Annotated in this window: 12 protein-coding genes and 1 tRNA gene; 3 read left to right on the top strand and 10 right to left on the bottom strand. The window is 53.5% G+C overall.

What is annotated here, in order from left to right; translation table 11 throughout:
* Positions 1–49 precede the first annotated feature (49 nt).
* Positions 50–2,320 (bottom strand): TonB-dependent receptor, encoded by a 2,271-nt coding sequence (locus FV139_RS12405; protein ID WP_148068775.1) that lies wholly within the window; start codon positions 2,318–2,320, stop codon positions 50–52.
* Positions 2,321–2,617: 297 nt separating this feature from the next.
* On the opposite strand from FV139_RS12405, the gene FV139_RS12400 reads away from it, so the two are divergent.
* Positions 2,618–3,628 carry an AraC family transcriptional regulator gene (locus tag FV139_RS12400; RefSeq protein ID WP_148068774.1) on the top strand — a complete coding sequence of 337 codons (1,011 nt, stop codon included), beginning with the start codon at positions 2,618–2,620 and terminating at the stop codon, positions 3,626–3,628.
* A 72-nt stretch (positions 3,629–3,700) separates the two neighbouring features.
* Here FV139_RS12400 and FV139_RS12395 read toward each other — a convergent pair whose 3' ends face one another.
* The 3 genes from FV139_RS12395 to FV139_RS12385 all read right to left on the bottom strand — a co-directional run bounded on the left by FV139_RS12395 (position 3,701) and on the right by FV139_RS12385 (position 8,706).
* Entirely contained in the window at positions 3,701–5,242 is a 1,542-nt protein-coding gene (locus tag FV139_RS12395) for a class I adenylate-forming enzyme family protein (protein WP_148068773.1), read from the bottom strand.
* A gap of 57 nt (positions 5,243–5,299) precedes the next feature.
* The gene (locus tag FV139_RS12390) at positions 5,300–7,588 is read right to left on the bottom strand and encodes a TonB-dependent receptor (protein ID WP_148068772.1); all 2,289 of its coding nucleotides are present in this window, start codon (positions 7,586–7,588) and stop codon (positions 5,300–5,302) included.
* 95 nt (positions 7,589–7,683) lie between these two features.
* Positions 7,684–8,706, bottom strand: coding sequence for an MBL fold metallo-hydrolase (locus FV139_RS12385; RefSeq protein WP_148068771.1), 1,023 nt, complete (start codon positions 8,704–8,706; stop codon positions 7,684–7,686).
* 223 nt (positions 8,707–8,929) lie between these two features.
* On the opposite strand from FV139_RS12385, the gene FV139_RS12380 reads away from it, so the two are divergent.
* Positions 8,930–9,607, top strand: coding sequence for a TetR/AcrR family transcriptional regulator (locus tag FV139_RS12380; RefSeq protein WP_187276513.1), 678 nt, complete (start codon positions 8,930–8,932; stop codon positions 9,605–9,607).
* A gap of 69 nt (positions 9,608–9,676) precedes the next feature.
* Here FV139_RS12380 and FV139_RS12375 read toward each other — a convergent pair whose 3' ends face one another.
* Together FV139_RS12375 and FV139_RS12370 are read right to left on the bottom strand one after the other, a co-directional pair.
* A complete protein-coding gene (locus tag FV139_RS12375; RefSeq protein WP_148068769.1) occupies positions 9,677–10,924 on the bottom strand; it encodes an NADH:flavin oxidoreductase in 1,248 nt (415 codons plus the stop codon).
* Between the two features lie 399 nt (positions 10,925–11,323).
* Positions 11,324–11,388: transfer RNA gene (locus FV139_RS12370), tRNA-Ser, on the bottom strand.
* 219 nt (positions 11,389–11,607) lie between these two features.
* Between FV139_RS12370 and FV139_RS12365 the strand changes: the two genes are divergently transcribed.
* On the top strand, positions 11,608–12,903 hold the full coding sequence (locus FV139_RS12365; protein ID WP_148068768.1) for a tyrosine-type recombinase/integrase: 1,296 nt from the start codon (positions 11,608–11,610) through the stop codon (positions 12,901–12,903).
* A 376-nt stretch (positions 12,904–13,279) separates the two neighbouring features.
* On the opposite strand, the gene FV139_RS12360 is transcribed toward FV139_RS12365, so the two are convergent.
* The 4 genes from FV139_RS12360 to FV139_RS12345 all read right to left on the bottom strand — a co-directional run bounded on the left by FV139_RS12360 (position 13,280) and on the right by FV139_RS12345 (position 18,474).
* On the bottom strand, positions 13,280–14,755 hold the full coding sequence (locus FV139_RS12360) for a DUF2779 domain-containing protein (RefSeq protein ID WP_148068767.1): 1,476 nt from the start codon (positions 14,753–14,755) through the stop codon (positions 13,280–13,282).
* Between the two features lie 50 nt (positions 14,756–14,805).
* Positions 14,806–15,072 (bottom strand): hypothetical protein, encoded by a 267-nt coding sequence (locus FV139_RS12355; RefSeq protein ID WP_148068766.1) that lies wholly within the window; start codon positions 15,070–15,072, stop codon positions 14,806–14,808.
* A gap of 24 nt (positions 15,073–15,096) precedes the next feature.
* Positions 15,097–16,365 (bottom strand): DUF2130 domain-containing protein, encoded by a 1,269-nt coding sequence (locus tag FV139_RS12350; RefSeq protein ID WP_148068765.1) that lies wholly within the window; start codon positions 16,363–16,365, stop codon positions 15,097–15,099.
* A gap of 231 nt (positions 16,366–16,596) precedes the next feature.
* Positions 16,597–18,474 (bottom strand): UvrD-helicase domain-containing protein, encoded by a 1,878-nt coding sequence (locus FV139_RS12345; RefSeq protein ID WP_148068764.1) that lies wholly within the window; start codon positions 18,472–18,474, stop codon positions 16,597–16,599.
* Positions 18,475–18,530 lie beyond the last annotated feature (56 nt).

Genomic DNA, 18,530 nt, shown 5'->3' with positions numbered 1-18,530 from the left:
TGCGACTTGTCGGGAATGTACGGGGCAAGGCGGTGACATCACACAGGCCTCAAAAACTGTAGGTGACCTCCGCCCCAAATATCCTGCCTTTGGCGAGTGGAGCGAAGGTCCCACCCAGCGCTGCGGGCCCTAGCATCTCGGGAAGCTGGGTATCCCCGCCGTGTTTGACCTCATCCAACAGATTCTTCGCATAGAGGGAGAAAACCCAATGTGCATCGTTGGAAGTGAAATCAAGGCCCACATCCAGGATGTCCTGAGCGTTGATCACGCCAAGATTATTATCGGTCACCACGGAGTCGTCACGGTAGGCGAAATTCATCCGCGACGTCATATAGCCCCAGTCACCCAGATCGAGATCGTGAGTAACACCTATGCTATACGTCCATTCGGCAGCACGGGGCAGATTCAGGCGCCGGTCGGCGCCATTCACAACACCATCACCATTCAGGTCGAAATAGACTTCGTCGTACTCTGCGTCGAGCCATCCTATACTGGCCTGTACGACGAGTGACTGGGTCAGGCTGAATATTCCGTCCAACTCGAACCCGGTTATCGTTGCGTCGGCGGTGTTTTTGATTACCTGCACCACTCCGGACGCTGGGTCGGAAAGATTCACTTCGCGCTGCATATCGAGGATATTGTTATGGAAAATCGCTCCATTCAGGCGTCCCCATTCAAACTCCGTTTTTAAACCGATCTCGTAGTTATCCACCTGCTCCTGATCAAAGGGTCCGGGGCCAAAATTGACCGTGTCTCTGGCGGTATTGCGCAAGTTGTAGCCACCCGAGCGGTAACCTCTGGTCCAGTGTGCATAGATACGAGCGTCATCAGATACAAGGTAGGTCAGCCCGATTTTTGGTGATAGGCTGGACCAGGTTTCCTTGTCCTCGAAATCATAGAGGCAAGACCCCTCGATCACGTCACAGGGCGTGTTCACATTCTTGTTAAGTGAAGCAATCTTCGCGGACTTCTCTTCGGTGCTATACCGCAGCCCTCCGGTTAACACCCATGTATCTGAAAGGTCATAATCAACTGAAGTGAATGCGCCCAGTGTCTCTACCTCATAGAGGCCCCCACCACTCTGGGTTTGCGCCGGCGAGCCATCGGGAGTCAGGGCTCCCAGTAGATTACGCCCTTCAGCGTACTCGATGTCGTTTCTGAAGTAGTAAATTCCCGCGGTGTAATTGCCACGATTCAGGAAGCGATCGTTATAACGCAGTTCGTTGCTGTACTGTTCCGCTCTGGTTCCAATGGCCAGGTGGAAAAGAGAAACCGGTTGTGCATCAACGTCGCTAACAGCATCTTCCTTATAGTCTCTCCAACCGAAGATATTTGTGATGGTTCCCTGCTCACCTACCCCCCAATTCATTTCCGCATTGAGGAAATTGGTTTCCGTCTCCTGATGCCCCTCTTCGTCGATACTGAAATCAAACGAATTTCTGCTGAAATCAATCGGTGTTCCAGGGATTCCGCTACCGTTTGTATGTGATTGAGATGCCGGCCCCTGACCGTCCGTTTTGGTGTATTCATAGCGCAGAACAAGCTCAAGGTTTTCTGCCGGAGACCAGACTATGACCGGCCGATACATCTGCTGATCGAGTTTTCCAAAGTTCCGGTTTGTTTGCTTATTCTCAAAGTATCCCTCGTCGCTGTTCTGGTATGCCGTGAGTTTGGCGCTCAAGGCGCTGGTGACAGGCCCACCAACTGACGCCTTGAGGTAACCGTTATATCCACCACGACCGCCACCATCGACTGCTGCCATAACAGTGGCTTCAAACTCCTTCCCGGGCTTCCTGGTATTTACCAGAACAGCACCTCCGGTCACATTGCGACCGAACAGTATGCCCTGGGGGCCTCGCAACACCTCGATCGACTCGAGATCAAAGGTGTCAAATATGATGCCGTTGTTCAGCCCCATATACACACCGTCGACGAATACGCCGACGGTCGGGTCAATCGACGGAATGGAGCTGTTGACACCGAGGCCGCGAATCGAGAAGTTGGCCGTTCCCTTGGTCGTACCCACCTCGTCCATCGCCACGTTGGGCATACTCACCGCAAGGCTGGTTAAATCCCTGACCTTCATCGCACGAATTTGTTCGGCACTCACGGCTGATACCGAAAGAGGTGCGTCTTGCATTCCCTCTTTCCGTTTGCGCGCGGTGATGACAACTTCTTCGAGGATTGCCGCAGCAGCGCCTCGGGTGGACTGGACTTGGGCGTTGGAGGGTGTAACTACACAGGACAGTACTGCCGTGCCGATTATGGATTTTATGTGTTTGCTCGATGCGGTAAGCAATCTTGAATCAAAACTGGGCATCGCTTCTACTCCTTTATAGTTATGACGACCCCGGGGGGGAGCATCGGACCACTGCGCCGGGCAACTCACCTCTTTGCGGGTTGACTCTTTGCAGAGTCGGCAAGATATTACGCGCGCAGACAGGTTCGACGCAGGTCAATGCGTTCCAACCTCTCGTCAATTCGTAAGAGATTTCTATAAAAGAAACAGAGTGCTCTGATACAATCTGAGCGTGTTAACAGCCTCGGACATGCCCGACACAAACCTTGTTAATCTCATATATATCAATAACATAGCTTGAGAACAGAGAGACGAGTCATGAGCCTGGATGAGCCAAAAACCATCGCGGGATGGACGCGCGCCATCGCCATGGCCATAGAGGTCCAGGGATTGGACAGTGCAAGCCTGTTTCACCAGGCAGACATTTCGCCCTGTTCGACTTCCGATCCCGACCAGCGCATCGAAGCAAGCAGGGTAACCCACCTGATGCGACTCGCGGTCGAAGTGTCGGGCAACCCGGCGTTTGGCCTGCTGGTGGCGCGCCAGTTCCAACCGACCTTTTTACACGCTCTGGGTTTCTCACTCTATTCGAGCACAACGCTGCATGATGTCTGTGTTCGACTGGCTCGCTACTCACGGCTTGTCAGCGACAACATCAGCCACTCTCTGCTGGAAGCGGAGAACTGTTACATGTTCAAGGTTGAGTTAGTCAATCCCAACGCCAGCATTGAAAGCCTGGATGGATGGGTAGGCGCGATCATCCAGATATGCCGGCAGATATACCGACCTGATTTTTCTCCTTTACGCATTGAACTGGTCCGCAGCCGACCTCTTTCTCACGCCGAAGATTTCGAGCAGTTTTTCGGTGCGCCAGTGTCGTTCGCCCAGCCAGCCAACGTCATCTACTTCACAAGGGCCGACATGCATGAGCAACTACCGTCTGGCAGCTCGGTCCTTTCGCAGCGCAATGATGAAATTGTCATAGAGTACCTGGCACGACTCGACAAGGAGGATATTGTCCATCAAGTCGAGGATAAGCTACTCAAGCTACTCCCAACAGGAGACTTCAGCAAAACTCGCGTTGCAGACCTACTGAATATGAGTCGCAGCAAGCTACACAACAAGCTGGAGGAAAAAAATACCAGCTACCAGGAAATTCTCGAGGCCCTGCGATCAGATCTTGCAAGAAAATATATCGAGCAGAACAGCTTCAGTTTCTCTGAAGTTGCGTACCTGCTCGGTTTTACCGATACCAGCAATTTTTCACGGGCTTTCAGGCGCTGGACTGGTATGACGCCTTCGCAGTTCAAAGACAGGTCCAAACGCTAACTTGCGCCGAGTCTTCTACCGTATAGTCACCGCATCACCAGCAATACAAATAGCTACTCCATACGATAGACCCTATATCGCAACTTGCAGCGAGTTGTCTAATTCGTGAAGTCGGCGGCGCATTACTTTCCCTGAACTTGTTTTCGGCAGATCGTTAACGAACTGAATCGCTCTTGGCACTTTGTACGGGGCCAGATAGTTGCGGCAGTGCGCCAGGATACTTTCAGATGAGGGTGATGCGCCGTCTTTCAGCACAATGTAGGCTTTAGCCAGTTCGCCTTTGTCAACGTCGTTAATTGCACCTACCGCCACCATTACCACGTCTGGGTGACTCGATATCACCCGCTCCAGTTCTGCCGGATAGATGTTGTAACCGGCAGTGATGATCATGTCGTTTTTCCTGTCAATGACGTAAACAAAGCCTTCTTCATCCATCCATGCAACATCACCGGTACTCAGCCATCCTTGTTCATCGATAACCTCCCTGGTAGCTGAGTCGTTATCGTAATATCCCTTCATTACGATAGGTCCCTGTATCGATAACTCGCCTGTTTCTCCTGTAGAAACTGTCTTTGATTTATCAGAAAGATCAGTGATCCTGACCTTTGTGTAAGGTAGTGGTACGCCGATCGAACCTTGCTTTTGGGGACCGGTGACAGCGAAGGTGGTGCCCAGTCCACCCAGTTCGGTCATTCCCCAGAGTTCTATCAACGGGCATCCAAAAAGACGCTCGACCTCCTGTAGTTTGGCAATTGACATCGTTTGTCCCCCGACTGTACAAAGACGCACGGAGCTCAGGTCACAGTTTGCGGATTCCGCAGCATTCACCATATAGTGATACATCGTCGGCACTCCCTCAAAGAGAGTCGCCCTGTGTTCCTCAATGCTTCGGAGAGCGGCACTCGCGTCAAACCTTCGATGGGCCACGAGCGTCATACCACACTGAATGGCACTGTTCAGTACGATATTCCCGTAAACATGTGAAAAAGGTAGTGCGCTAACAACGGTATCGTCGCTACAACGGGCATGCATCAACGATGACATCGCTACATTGAGCAGTATGTTACTGTGAGTAAGACAGGCGCCTTTCGGATAACCAGTGGTACCTGAGGTGTAGGCGATGGTACAGACCGCCTCGGAATCCAGACTATCGGTACTGAAGCTATCGCCATCCCCATTCAGCAGGCTATCAAAGGATAGAACGCCATCCGGTGGTATCTCACTGCCAAACATGACAAGTCGCTGCTCTGGACAGCGTTTTACCAACGCAGCGACGTTTTCCGGATGATCGGACGAAACGAGGATGATCGAGGTGGCGCAGTTCTTCGCAATAAATGCCACCTCTTCAACCGTCAGCATGACATTGACCGGATTGATAACAGCACCCGCTTTCAAAGCGCCGTAATAGCATACGACCCATTCCCAACAATTACCCGCGTATAGGGTAATTCGGTCTCCTGAAGTTATGCCCAATGAGACAAAGGCCGCGGCGCAGCGATTGGTCTCACGTTCGAGGGCCGCAAATGTCGCTACGCGATCCTCAAAAACGAATGCTGGCTTCTCACCATACTTCTTCGCTGCCTCTGCTGGAACCTCGGCAAGTGATCTGAGCATGCTTTTACCCCCTCCTATCCGCTCTTGCGTGATGTTCTACATTTATACAGTCAAGGCTCAGAAGTTGTAACTTGCTGTCAGGCCGTAGGTTCTCGGCGTGTTGTAGAGGTCACTGGTGATACCAAAGACGTCGATAATAAAGACCTGTTCAAGATACTCTTCCTCCAAGAGGTTTTTAGTCCACAGGGAAATCCGCCAATCTTCATCCAAGCCACCAATGGACAGCCGGGCGTTGAGCAGGGAATAATTATCCACAAAGCTCAGCATCGAATTGGTCGCTTCTTTGTACATGCTGTCGGTATATTTGTAGTCCAGTTGTAGATCGACACTGAGCGATTCAAAAATATTGGGAGAATAATTGGCTATGGCGTTGAACTGCCACTTTGGGGAGTTCGGCAGGTCATTGCCATCGAGACCATCCTGGTGCAATTCAGTGGTCAGGTAACCGACGCCACCGCGAATCTGCAACCCATCTGTAACAAGCCATTTCAGTTCCGCTTCAAACCCACCGATGTCAGCCTGCTCAGCGTTGGCAAAGGTCAGCCCCAGATCGCTCGGAACGAGGGTTTGGATGTCCTTATAATCGTAATAGAACCCCGCGGCACTAACTTCCAGCGTATTCCCCGATAGGCTTGACTTTATACCCGCCTCGTATGCAACGACATTCTCAGCATCTATCGGCCCCATCTCTTCCGGGCTGAAAGTTACGTCGGCATAAACAATGCCACTCTTGAACCCCGTCGTGATGTTGGCGTAGATCATGCTGCTATCCGAAACGTTGTAACTCGCCCCGAGTCGCCAGGATACGTTGTCGTCGTCGATCGCTATAGCAGTGCCCGCACTGGTAGCAAACTCGCCTGAGAAATCGGAGGGAAGCCCAAAGCCACCCAGCTCCGGGGGAGCGTACAAGACAACGCTTTGATCGAATGGATTGAGGTCGGTCGTACCTCCCACGGCATCTCGTGATTCCCTGGAGTATCTGGCACCAATTTGCACAGTGAGCCTGGGCGTGAGATGAAAATCTATCTGGCCAAACACCGCATAGGCATCGGTGTCCTGATCCATGGTTACCCGATAAAACGTGGCGAGACCGTCCGTGGCGTCAGCCACACTGTCACTTCTTACGCTATCACGTGAATAAAACATTCCGAGCGTTGCGTCCAGGGTTTCGGCGGAATAGTTAAAACGGAGCTCCTGTGACGCCTGTTCAATTTCAACATCAGTTGCCGTTTCAAAATAGTGGTAGCCCTTGGCACTACCATAAAGAGATTCACCCATTTCGATATCGGTTCTACCAAGACTTGTCACAGAAGTAATGCTGGCGAAATCGCTGAACTCATAGTCCAGGCGGGCAATCCAGAGCGCGGCTTCTGTTGCAACACCATCCCCGGCAACCCCGTCCGCGTAGGATACTTTGCCATAGCGCTGATCCGGGAACGATTCAAAATCAACATTCAACAATGTTGCGCCGACGCCAAGCGCCACAGCCGAGCATTCCGGCGCCCGAACAGGCTTCCCGGACTGCAGGGCGGCACAGGGACCAAGGGCCGGATCGGTGGGATTGAGGTAACCACGGTTCTTGAATCCCTGAAATCCCGCATTCTGGTCAAAAACAGAGATACTGGTATCAAGGGACAGCGCATCGCCATCATAGCGTAATGAAATCCTGCCAGTGCTCTGCTCTGATCCTTCAAACTGACTACCCAGTGTATTGTCCTGATAACTGTCATCGCGATTACTGTAACGGCCAGCCACGCGTGCCGCCCACTGATCGGTAATTGGCATGTTTAGAGCGCCCTCGAACTCGTACAGACCGTAGTTACCCGCAGATGCGGTCGCGTAGCCTTCCCACTCTGAGCCCGGACGGCGTGAGAAGTATCCGATCGCGCCGCCAGTGGTGTTCCGGCCATAGAGTGTCCCCTGGGGCCCCTTGAGCACTTCAACCCTCTCCATATCAAACGTACTGAAGTTGAGCATGGCTGCAGAGGTTAGAAAGACTTCGTCGAGGTAGACGCCCACGGCCGGGTTATTATTGAAATTGAAGTCATTTAAGCCAATTCCGCGAATAGTGATTGCCGGATTGGTCCCGGCTATCGTGCCCTTGATATCGATATTAGTGACGTAGTTCTCGATATCCATTGCATCATTAATACGGAGGTCTTTGAGGTCGTTGGCAGACAATGCCGAGATCGTGACTGGCACCTCCCTCAGGCTTTGCTCCCGTTTTTGTGCCGTGACAATAACTTCTTCCAGCACAGAAGCGCGCTCAGCCGCACTCGCTTCTACCGCCATACTGGAACCAGCCACTACCAAGGAGGTCAACAATCGTGTTGTCGTTACGTTCATAATTTCTACTCCACTTGCTTTTATATATTTGTGTTTCAAATACGCTTAACGGATAAACCCTGTTTTCAGCTCCCGTTCGTGTAACTGCCCTGTACTTATTGAGCTCCCGGAGCTTCTGGATAGCTTGAGAGTAATTTCCTGGCATCGACTATCCTGTGAACATCCCCGTGTGCGTAGGTCGGCAACGCCAGTCCGAAGAGATCAGTCGTACTCTCGAGATAGTCGCCTTCGTTGATCGCGCGCATGGCCTCGCTGACCCTTTTCAACCACGCGGTATTTATGACAAGCGGTCCATGCGTATTGAAATGGCAATTCAATGGAAGCTCTGCAAGAGCAGTAACATCCCGCTCGAACTGCTTCAGGTTGTTTGCCAGAAACGCTATGGGCGTAAATGCGTCACCGGTGAACAGCACGTTCCCCGCTTCCTCATAGAGGACCACGTCTGCGCTGGTGTGGCTTGTGGTCTTCAGGACTCGCAGCACTTTGTTACCCAGGTCGATTCGCTGACCCGGCTCCAGATAGCGGAGTTTTGACCATGCAAGTGGAGGTACATTTTGCAGTGCAGGGTCGAACCCGGCTGGCGGTCGCGGTGCAGGAGGGGGAAGCAGCGCGGCGTAGTACGCCGTCCATGTTCCCGGCTGGATTCCCTTCCCAAGTACATCGGTTGTCCACGGGTCTTTGAAAACGTGCACGGATTCAAATTCCCTGTTCCCTCCCACGTGATCCAGATGCGCATGGCTGTTGATAACCATGATTGGATTACTCGGAAGTCCCTCTCGCGCACGGACGAAGTCGATGGCTTCACGGATGCTCGCGATACCCATCCCGGTGTCATACAGCACGTCTTTGGCAGCACCCGGTATCAGAAAGCTGTTCACCATTTCCGAGTGTCCATGCTCCATGAAGCCATAGATTCCACCGGGTAGTTTCTGCACCTGAAACCAACCAGCAGGTGTTTCAGTCACCGGTGATACGGGTGCGCAGCCAGCATCGACCTTGCCGAAATCCGCCTCAAAACCACTCCATAGCGGGGGAGAAACTGGCACCGCTACATCAGCGAAGGCATACCTCCCCCCGAGTACAACGAGCAGCAGGTACAAAACACTCGACTGGAACATTCGCGTAACCCTCCCCACATTGGCACCTCTTCTCTACTTCAACTTCCCAACCTGCAGTTTTTGATCCTGAAGGCTAATTTGATTAGCCGTAAGCTACTCTGATTAGCCTTTAATGTCAACGGTAGGCTCAAAACGATTCTGTGATACGGTCACCCTTGTTAATTGCCGACGAAAGCAGGCGTCAACAAGCCGACTGTCAACTGGCTCGATCAAGGGATCACCATTGGAATCGATAGAAACTATCCACGCAGAACTACGCAAGGACCTGGCTTCCATAAACCGCAGGGGAACCAAGTACCGACTGGTGCAGGAGGCAGAACGCCTCATCGCGCTGCGCGGCATAAATAATCTTCAGATCAAGGATCTGGCAGAGGCAGTCGACATACGCCCCCCCTCGGTGTACAAGCACTTTCGCAACCGTGAAGCCGTTATCGATCAGATAGCCCGGGAATTCTTCGCAGTTCTTATGGATCAGTTACGCCTGGACACCGCACGACCTTGGGACAAAGAGCTACAGTATTCGCTCAATAAACTTTGCGAGATGTTCGCCGACCGGCCCGCCTGGGTACGGATATTCCTGTACGATTTCTCAGTCCCGGGAGGGCTCGAATTTATTACTGCCATCATTGGCCCGTGGCAGAATCAGCTGCAAACGGGCCTCCTGTCCGGGTTACGATTGCGCCTGCAGAACTGGCTCACATTCTGGGGTGAGCGGGGGGAGGTCAAGAATATTGATGCCGATTGGCTACTGAATGTGATACTGGGGACTCTCGCCCTCAACCTTACCTGGAGCGATCGCCCCATACAGGTAGCCCCCCTTCCCCGAACAGAGCTCAAACGACTCCAACTACTGATGCACACCACAGTGAAATCCATCATCACCCCCACTGCGGGTGACTAGTCCATTCGAGCCCCGGGCCTCAGGGCTCAGGGGCGCTGAAGGTCAAGGTAACAGGCGAATCGTCCAAGGCTATTCTGGCGAAGCTACCTCAGCAGCCGGTATCCGGTTCATTGCGGGGTCATTGGCCGGGTTTTTAACACACCACGTACCCGCCGGATGGTAGATATAGGCCACACAGGCATTGCAGTTATCGCAGCCTGACTCGGTGAGTTCACCACTTTGGAATTTGTTAACCAGCGCCGGGTCGTGAATCAGCGCGCGGGCCATCACCACACAGTCGAAGCCCTCGGCCACCAACTGCTCGGCATTGGCGAGCGACTTGGCCCCGCCTACGTAGGCCAGGGGAATCTGTACCGATGCCCGGATGCGGCGTGAGTTCTCCAGGAAGTAAAGTTCCCGGAACGTCACCTTGCGCTCGCTGGAGGCGGCAGCCTTCATCATCAGCGCGGTGAGGCGCTCACCCTGGGCTTTCAGCACCGCACTGATCGCCTCGCGGTTCATGTTGCTGCCGAACATGTACCAGGTGGATTCGACATTGCGGCCACCCGAAAGCACCAGCATGTCGGCACCCGCTTGCTCCAGCGTGCGCGCAGTGACGATGGAGTCTGCAACCTGGGTGCCCCGGCTCAATCCATCGGCAACGCTGAGCTTGGCGATAACGGCCAGGTCGTCGCCCACCGCTTCCTTGACCGCGGCCAGCACGCGCGCAGGGAAACGCACCCGGTTTTCCGCACTGCCGCCGTACTCGTCGTCGCGCCGGTTGCTCAGGGGCGAAATAAACTGGTTCAACAAATAGCCATGCCCCATGTGCAGCTCCACCGCGTCGAAACCCGCCTCGCGGCACAGCTGGGCCGCGCGTACGAATTCCCCGGTCACCCGCGTCATGTCGTCGGCGTTCATCGACCGGCTGAAAAAATTGCCTTTCAATGCGCCGGCCGGGTTGAACCCGCCGCTGGAGCTGATAGTGCGCCCCCTGACCTTCATGCCGGTAACGAAGGAACCGCCGTGGGTAAGCTGCGCGGAGATGGCGCCACCCTCGTCGTGGACGGCCCCGGTCAAAACCCTGAGGTCCGGCAGCGCTTCCTCCCGCAGCCAGATCTGGTTGGGCAACGTGCGCCCCTCGGGCGCGACGGCCATATAGGCCACCGTGGTCAGCCCCACACCCCCCGCGGCCAGTTCCCGGTGATGCCGGACCAGCGCATGGGTAGGCTTGCCGTCGATACACATGGCTTCGTTGGCACCGGATTTCACAAAGCGGTTGCGCAGCGTCAGGGGGCCGATGGTGACAGGGTCGAAAGGTGTTGGCGCAGCGGTCATGGGCGGGCTCGTCCGGCTATCGTTTTATCGCGGGCGATGATAGCAACTCGAAGGCCGGTCGCGGGCGCTTGCGCAGTGTTGCGCACACGGCAGTTCAATAATGCAGGACTCGTGCAAGCGTTTGTCGAACCGGCGCGTTCTCTCCGCATTCCGGACTGCCCATACAAAAAAACCGCCTCAGGGGCGGTTCATGCAACGGGTTCCGGCAAGTTCCCTGCAGTGCTGCGCACTGCTCCGGACGGGATTGACCTGTACCACGCTTTGGCGTGTTACAGCCCTGCGGGCTCGCGGCAATGCCGCTCGGTCCAAACGCTACGCGTTTGTCGAACCGGCGGGTTCTCTCCGCATTCCGAACTGCACATACAAAAAAACCGCCTCAGGGGCGGTTTCTTTTGTATGTGGCGGACCGGACGGGACTCGAACCCGCGACCTCCGGCGTGACAGGCCAAAAATGCCACCTTTCCCTTGTTTTTGATTTCAGTCTCAAAATTTAAAATATTCAATTTATATTATATTTTTCAGCATCTTATAATGTTCCTTCTTGTCCGGCCCTGTACTTTTCTGTTCCGGAGAGCCCGTCAAAATGCGCCATATTTGTGTGGCTATTGTGTCACCGTGGAAAACACGGAACTTGAGACAGCCTTTCTCTTAGGCCTATAATTGCGATTCAGAGGCCCATCTAAATGTCCCAAAAACTCAACGCCACAATCATCAAAAACCTGAAGCCCAAGGCAAAGCGCTACCTGGTGACAGACAGCCAAACCCCGGGGCTGGTACTGAAAGTCAGCCCCAATGGCGGCAAATATTTCTATTACCGATACCGTCCTTCAGGTAGCAGCCGCGTCCTCGAGGAGCCCATTGGGAACGCGTCGATTTTATCGCTGGCGGACGCCCGGGATGCCGCAGCCATCAAGGCTGGCGAGGTGGCAAAAGGCATTGATCTAAGGGCCGCTAGGCGAGCGGTACGGGAACAGGAAGCACTAGACGCCGGAGAGGCAAACGACGCTCACCTTCATCTATTCAACTACATCGACAACTACTACTCGCCTTATGCGCTGGAACACAGCGTCACCGGGGCTGAGATGGTAAAAACCCTGAAGCGGGAGTTCGAATTCCTCAAGGACAAACCCATCGATCAAATCGACAGCCGTGACATCGAACAATGGCGCAGCTCTCGCGGTCGAAACGTCACCTTTGCCCGGATCAAACGGATTTACACCTACCTGAAGGCGTGTATCAATACGGCCCTGAAGCACTACAAGCTGATCGATCGTTTCGAGCTACAGAATTATTCTCTCAAGCGAAAAATCAATGAAAAGGTGAACCCGCCCAAGGTCCGATATCTCACCCGAGAGGAAGAAATACAACTACTGTCTGCGCTTGAGGAGCGTGATAAGGAACTTAAGGACAAGAGAGCTCGCTATGTGGAATGGCAATCCAGCCGCAACCACAAAAAGAAACGGCTGGAGCCCTATTCTGATCAGGATTACCCGGACCATGTGACCCCGATCGTTGTGCTCGCCTACCACACCGGGTTTGATATGGGGGATATTTTCGACCTCCATTGGGAGCACGTTGACTTTGCCAACAACCAGATACGTAAAATCCGCAACAAGACCAGCCACCAGGCTGAGAATCCTCAGCCGGTCGTCGTGCCGATGTCACCCACTGTGAAGAACGTTCTGGAACAATGGGGCCGCCAGCATGGTACGTCCGGACGAGTCTTCAAGAGCCCGAAAACGGGGGGAAGACTGGACAATATCTCCAAAGCCTGGCGATCCGTCTTGAAAGAGGCTGAGCTGAATGATTTCAGATTTAAGGATCTGCGCCACACATTTGGCAGTTGGCTCGCCATCGACGGCGTGAGCATTCTGCAAATCCGGGATCTGATGGGGCACACGGACGTGAAGACCACCCAGGTCTATGCGCACCTCTGCCCGGCTAAAAAGGAGCAGTCGATTCTGGCAGTATTCTCATGATAACTATTTGGCGATCCAGAAACCTGCGATCAAAGGGCAGCCGTTCTACGAGCAGCATCCATTGCCTGTACTCTGCTTCCGGACAGACTCATCACTGTAACTGCCGCTCGCTCGTGGAGGTCTTCAGTTGGACAATTTGCCGGTCTTTCCCGGCCGTCAACCGCTCACCATGAATCACGGTGGCTTATAGCGCTGCACACCGATTAGCTTTCTGACTGGAACCTACCAGCCATAATCACAGCACACTTCACCACCTTCATCATAAGCATCATCACAATGCTATCGCCCATCAACACCCTAACCAGGGCCAACCAAGGGCGTGGCACGGCAGCGCAGGTTATTGGCCCCACCTACGCTGGGGTAGTTCATTTTCTGATCAGGCCGCGGCCTGATCAGCAATCTCCAGAAGCCTCCGGTAGAGTTCTACCATGGCGTATGTATCCGTCTCACAGTATTTCAAGAGTGCCTCCCTGAGTTCGCCAGTACTCCCCTCGAGCTCTCCTAGCATCATTTGCTCTAACTTGAGCGCAGCGACGTCCCCTGAGGCGACCTCCAAATCTGCGTACCCGGCACCAGGCACCAACGCCGGCAGGACCGATTTAATGCTGAAGCTGCCATGGAATTGGGGGTGGTAGACGTTGTTTCTCACGATTGGGAGAAGATCTACCAGTTTGTCTGCAATAGTGACTAGCTCGCCCTCAAGCTCCGGGCAAATATTAACCAGCCCCTTAATGCAAGACCTTTCAAATCCCGCGTTGTAGGCAATCACTGAGGCCGCGCCGTCACAGGCGTTCACCAGTGCTTTGGCAAGGTCCGGCCGCGGGTCGCCTCCAGGCACAGCCAGCCATTCATAGTGTTCTATAGCCCCATCAGCGGCCATCACATGGCAGCTGAACTGAACGGGAACCTGGGTGTACGGGCTACACCCATCCCAAGCAGGTATTGCCATGGACACGGTCTCAAAATCCAGGAACGCAGCCGGGAAGGACAGAGTGCTCAATCCATCCGTCAGGCCCGGCTCTATGATTACCTGATTAGCACGGACTGAATCGACCTGCCTCGCCGCCGTGGCGCTGAGTTTCACATCAGCCCCGATCTGATCGACGGTTTGTACTCCTTGGGCTACCAGGCTGCGCGCCTTGTCCTTACCCAGTCTATACAGGGTACTGACGTGATGTTCAGGCAGTTCCGGTAGGCAACGTCCTTTGAAAGGGCAGTCTCGCGGAGAATCACAATGTTGGCCAGGCTCGATCTCCGGTTTCTCTTGAATCATGACCAATTGAAGTCTCTGCTCCAGCTCTGCCAAATCACCCAGCAAGGCCTCCGCCCTGGAGGTGACGTCTTCGGAAGCAAACAAGTTGGACAGGTCGGGATACTTGCAATCCCTGTTCAGGTATACCACCTCCGCGCGTGCAACCTGCAGCCCTGCTGCTCTGGCGGTCATCAGCTGAACAGCAATGTCAGGGATATGCTCGTCTTTGACACTCGTGGAGGACTTCACTTCCCGAATCACCCATCCATCTGCCTCAAGCGAAAGTATGTCGATAGCAACAAAGGTGTTTTCATGCTTGAAGGCAGCCTCGTAAATCACGCTGGCGCCTGCGGCTATCGCCTCTCGAGTCAACGCACACTTCTTTTCGTACTCATATCGCTCGCCTTCGATGAGCAGGCCGCCTGGATAGTAATCTCTGGCGACATTACCCACCCGGGTGCCGCTATCCATGCGTGCCCGTGCAACTTCATCAACCTCAAGCTCAGGCGCATTCTTCTCATTCACTTTCAGCCACAGCTGGAGCGGGCACTGGTGCCCCGCCATGAATCGGCTTTTTGAAAGTACTGGTCCGTTAGTCATTTCACTCTCCTTAGTAATCTCAACCTTTGGATAGATACGCCGTGGCAGCTTCAATGCACGGTAGCGCCGACGGGAACCTCGGCATCTTCGGCCTCGCAGCTATCCGCTGTATCCTCCATTGCGTTCGCTACCGCATGGGTGATTCCGGTCATCACCACAGGGAAAACGGAGATGCTTCCCTCGGTCACCTTCAAGCCCAGCTCTGTTGCGACCAAGCTCAGGGCGAAAGAGACATCACTAGGCTCAGCACCCCTCTTCAAAAGCGCTTTGGTCATCACCCTTACCTTGCGACATATCTCTTCCTGCTCTTCGTTCATATCCCCTGCGCTCTGTTTACCAATTTATGCGACCTCTATGGGCGCAATTTCATCCAGATGCGGCAAAGAAGCCGTAGAAAGCCCCTGGAGCTCGCCGCATATACCCACGACATTGACGGTAATCCGTTCCAACTGCCCCTCTCGCTTTTTCCAGAGCCTCTGCATAGCAGCCTTCTCCCGCTCCAGATCATCACGCATGGCGGCATACGCATCCAGCACGGCCCTCACTTTCTGAGCGAACTGCGCTGAGCACACGTAGTCGTATAGCGCTTCCATTTTTTCGTTCTTGCCGGATGAGGCGGTCTTCTGGCGAAACGCTTCTATGAGAATGGCCCGAAGTGCATCTGCAAGCGGTTTCGCAAACTCCGGCCTAACGAGCCAGATGCCGTCGATCTGCGTGAACGGCTCGTCGACGTTTGCCGGGTAAGCTGTGCTAACAAGCACGCCGATCTCGCCGCCAATGGACTGCTGGTCATCCTTCAGCTTGGCAATCCACTTATTCGACCAGTTCTCGGCGCGCTTGGTCTCCCACACAATCCTTCCCGCGGTGGCACCGCTCCTTAAGTTGACCGTTTGGATTACGTCTGCGCCTCGAACGCCCTTCGATACAGACTCTATAGAGTCAATGGGGAAGGATTGGGTAAGGACATCCTCCAGCTCAAGTTCCAGCACCTCTCCCTGAAGCTGCTGTGATCCTTGTTCGAGCTTCCGTTTCAGATCTTCATTGGCCTGGTGGGCATCGTCGATCTTCTTGCGAAGCTCCGCCTCACGCAGCTGAAATTCATTCCCAAGCTCAGAACGAAGAGCTTGCTGCTGCTTCTCCAACTGTCGTTGCAGGTTGAGCTCGAGATTTCGCTTCTCTTCGTCGAGCGCTTGTTTAGCTTTCCTCAGGGCGAGTTCTTCCTGGCGGAACTCTTCTAGCTTCTCGTCCTTTTCGGAAAGTTGGGTTTGGAGCTCATCAAGCGCCTCCTGAGCTTCCTGCTTGGCTTCCAGGACAGCCTTCTCTCTCTCCTTGATCAGCTTCCCTTTAACCTTGTCGCGATCAGCCTCCGCTTCCTCGAGCTTCTCGCTGAGTTCACCGAGCTGTTCTTCAAACCGAGTAGCCAACTGGCGCTCGGCCGTTCTCAGAGCACGGGCTTCCAGTGCCTCTCGCTCTTGGCTGAGCTTCTGGTCGTACTCCTCTTCGTAGCGCTCTATCAGGTGATGCGAGATACCCTGGACCAGGGGAAATTCATGGGAACAATCCGGGCAGGTAACGGGATCGTTGGGGTTGATTACGATGCGTTGGCTCATTGTGAGTCTCCAATATTGTGTAACGTATACACCTCTATTGCAGAGACCGTGCCAGCTATTTATCTATCTGTTTTTATTAGCTTTTTTAAGATACAGCAAGCCTGCAGTAGTAACTTTTACTATCTAAATATAATATTTATTATGCAATGATGATTAAATCGAGGAGAATGCTATGTGCAATGAGGCACAGATCGGAAACTAGTTGCGGCTGCTCGCGTGGCCCAAACCACACTACATAGCAAAAGGTGCTGCCTGAAGACTCTCATGGGAGGGCCAGCTTCGACCATACTCGGCCAACTGCGGGGCACTAGATACCACCGTCAGACAGCTCCCCTTAGTGCTTCGCTTCAGACGTGTCAGCCCGGTGTAGATTAGTGCGAGATCTTTCTCACTCACCGTTTCTCCAATGTAGACGACAAGAATCCGCGACTCCCAACCCTTGAAGCTATGCAATGTAGTCGCCTTTACTCTGGCGTCACCCATGTAGAAGCCTACCTTCTGTCGCCTGGACTCCTGTTCATCGGGGTGATATGTGTGAACAGACTTTATCCCCTTCCCTCCCAAGAGTTTGACTACCTCGTAGCCGAAACTCTTGAGCCCACAAAGGAAGGTCGCATCAGTGATCGCCAGGTCTTGCAGGGAACTTTTTTGAAAGAACCTCAAGATTTCCTTACAGCAGACCTCAGCAGCCTGTTCAGGGTTGATCTGCACCCAGCGAAGTTCGGCTGGCTCCAGATCGCCTTCTATCTGCCTGTTCTCAGGTAGATTGGTTATATCTTCGGGAAGGAAACGCTCGGCAAATTCTCTAGCCTTTGTCAGCGCTTGCTGGGGCATCCGATAGCTGACAGGAAGCTCAGCCCATCCCCCGCGAAAACCTGCGCCGGTCATTGCCTCATCTGTCCAGGCCCTGGCGGTTTCGTAGATATCCTGCGTAGCATCGGCAACAAGCAACATTTCCCCACCTTGTTTGCAGACCTTGCGGAGGACACTCCACCAATGAGGCATAAAATCCTGCCCCTCATCCACAAGCACCGCATCATATCGAGGGACCTCGCTACCCTCCTGGCTATCAAGGATATTACCCACTAATCCAGGCAACACGTGGTCCAGAACGCGATTGGGATTGGCATCATCTGCCCAGAGCTGACTATATTGTTCCTCGCAGCCGGCATCTTCACAGACCCGTTTGCACCAGGCATGAAAATGGAGCCAGGTGATATCCGATCTTGTATTACCTCTTTCTCTGGGCCACCGGACCGCAATGTCCATCAAGTAGTGAAGAAGTGTGATGTTAAAAGTCACTACCAGTATCTGCTTGCCTTGATTAAGCAGCTCAGCAGCGCGAGCAGCCAAGACCAATGATTTGCCGGAACCAGCAGCCCCTCTTATTCTTCGGTAGCCTGACTGAGTTCTACCAGTAACGAGCCCCCTTTGGTTTGGGTCGAGTATGAGCGGCTCTCTTTGAGTCGATGCATAATCGGGTTCTACGAGCCAATAACGGATGTCATCAGCAATAGCGGGATTCATTACCTTAGAATACTGTCGTACGCCCTCAGGAAAGACTGTACCGATATTCCCGCTCTCAATGGCAGAAGCGCCGGAAACAGGATTGTAGGCGGGATATCGGTCCATTCCGCGGTGCTTGAGGCTCATCGCAAAAAGACTCCGCACCCGCTCGTCGTCCGCGAAGGGAAAAATAACACCAGCCGTGATGACGGCAAATCCTGCGCCTTGCTGGAGCCTCGGGCAATAAAGCTCGAATATCTCGTTCTTATAGCGATAAACTTTTTCTACAGGGTTATCTGACTGCCTGGAGAATTTTTTGCCATCTTTGATAGCTATCAAGCCCGGAACTCTACCTTTACGCTCTTCTACGCTGTAATGCATAGCATCCAGGTCCCAGTCTTTAACCTCAAAAACTGCGATTCCAACTGAGGGGTTCAGGAGGACAAAATCTGGCCGAAGGCCATTCATATGTGGCTGAACGTAAATTTCCCATTCAGGAGCGAGGTAGTTGTCAAAGAGATCAAATACCTTTTTCTCGCCAGCAGTCATTGGCTGACGGAGCCGATCAAAATCCTTCTTTGGGGGTGAAACGACCCTATCCATAGATCTTCCTTACAGCATTTCCTTTTGCATAGGTGATCAACCCGCAAAACGATGTT

Origin of the sequence: Parahaliea maris (assembly GCF_008064665.1) — a bacterium.
GTDB lineage: Bacteria > Pseudomonadota > Gammaproteobacteria > Pseudomonadales > Halieaceae > Parahaliea > Parahaliea maris.
The sequence above is the reverse complement of the archived record's forward strand: the minus strand, read 5'-3'. Positions and strand labels throughout refer to the sequence as shown.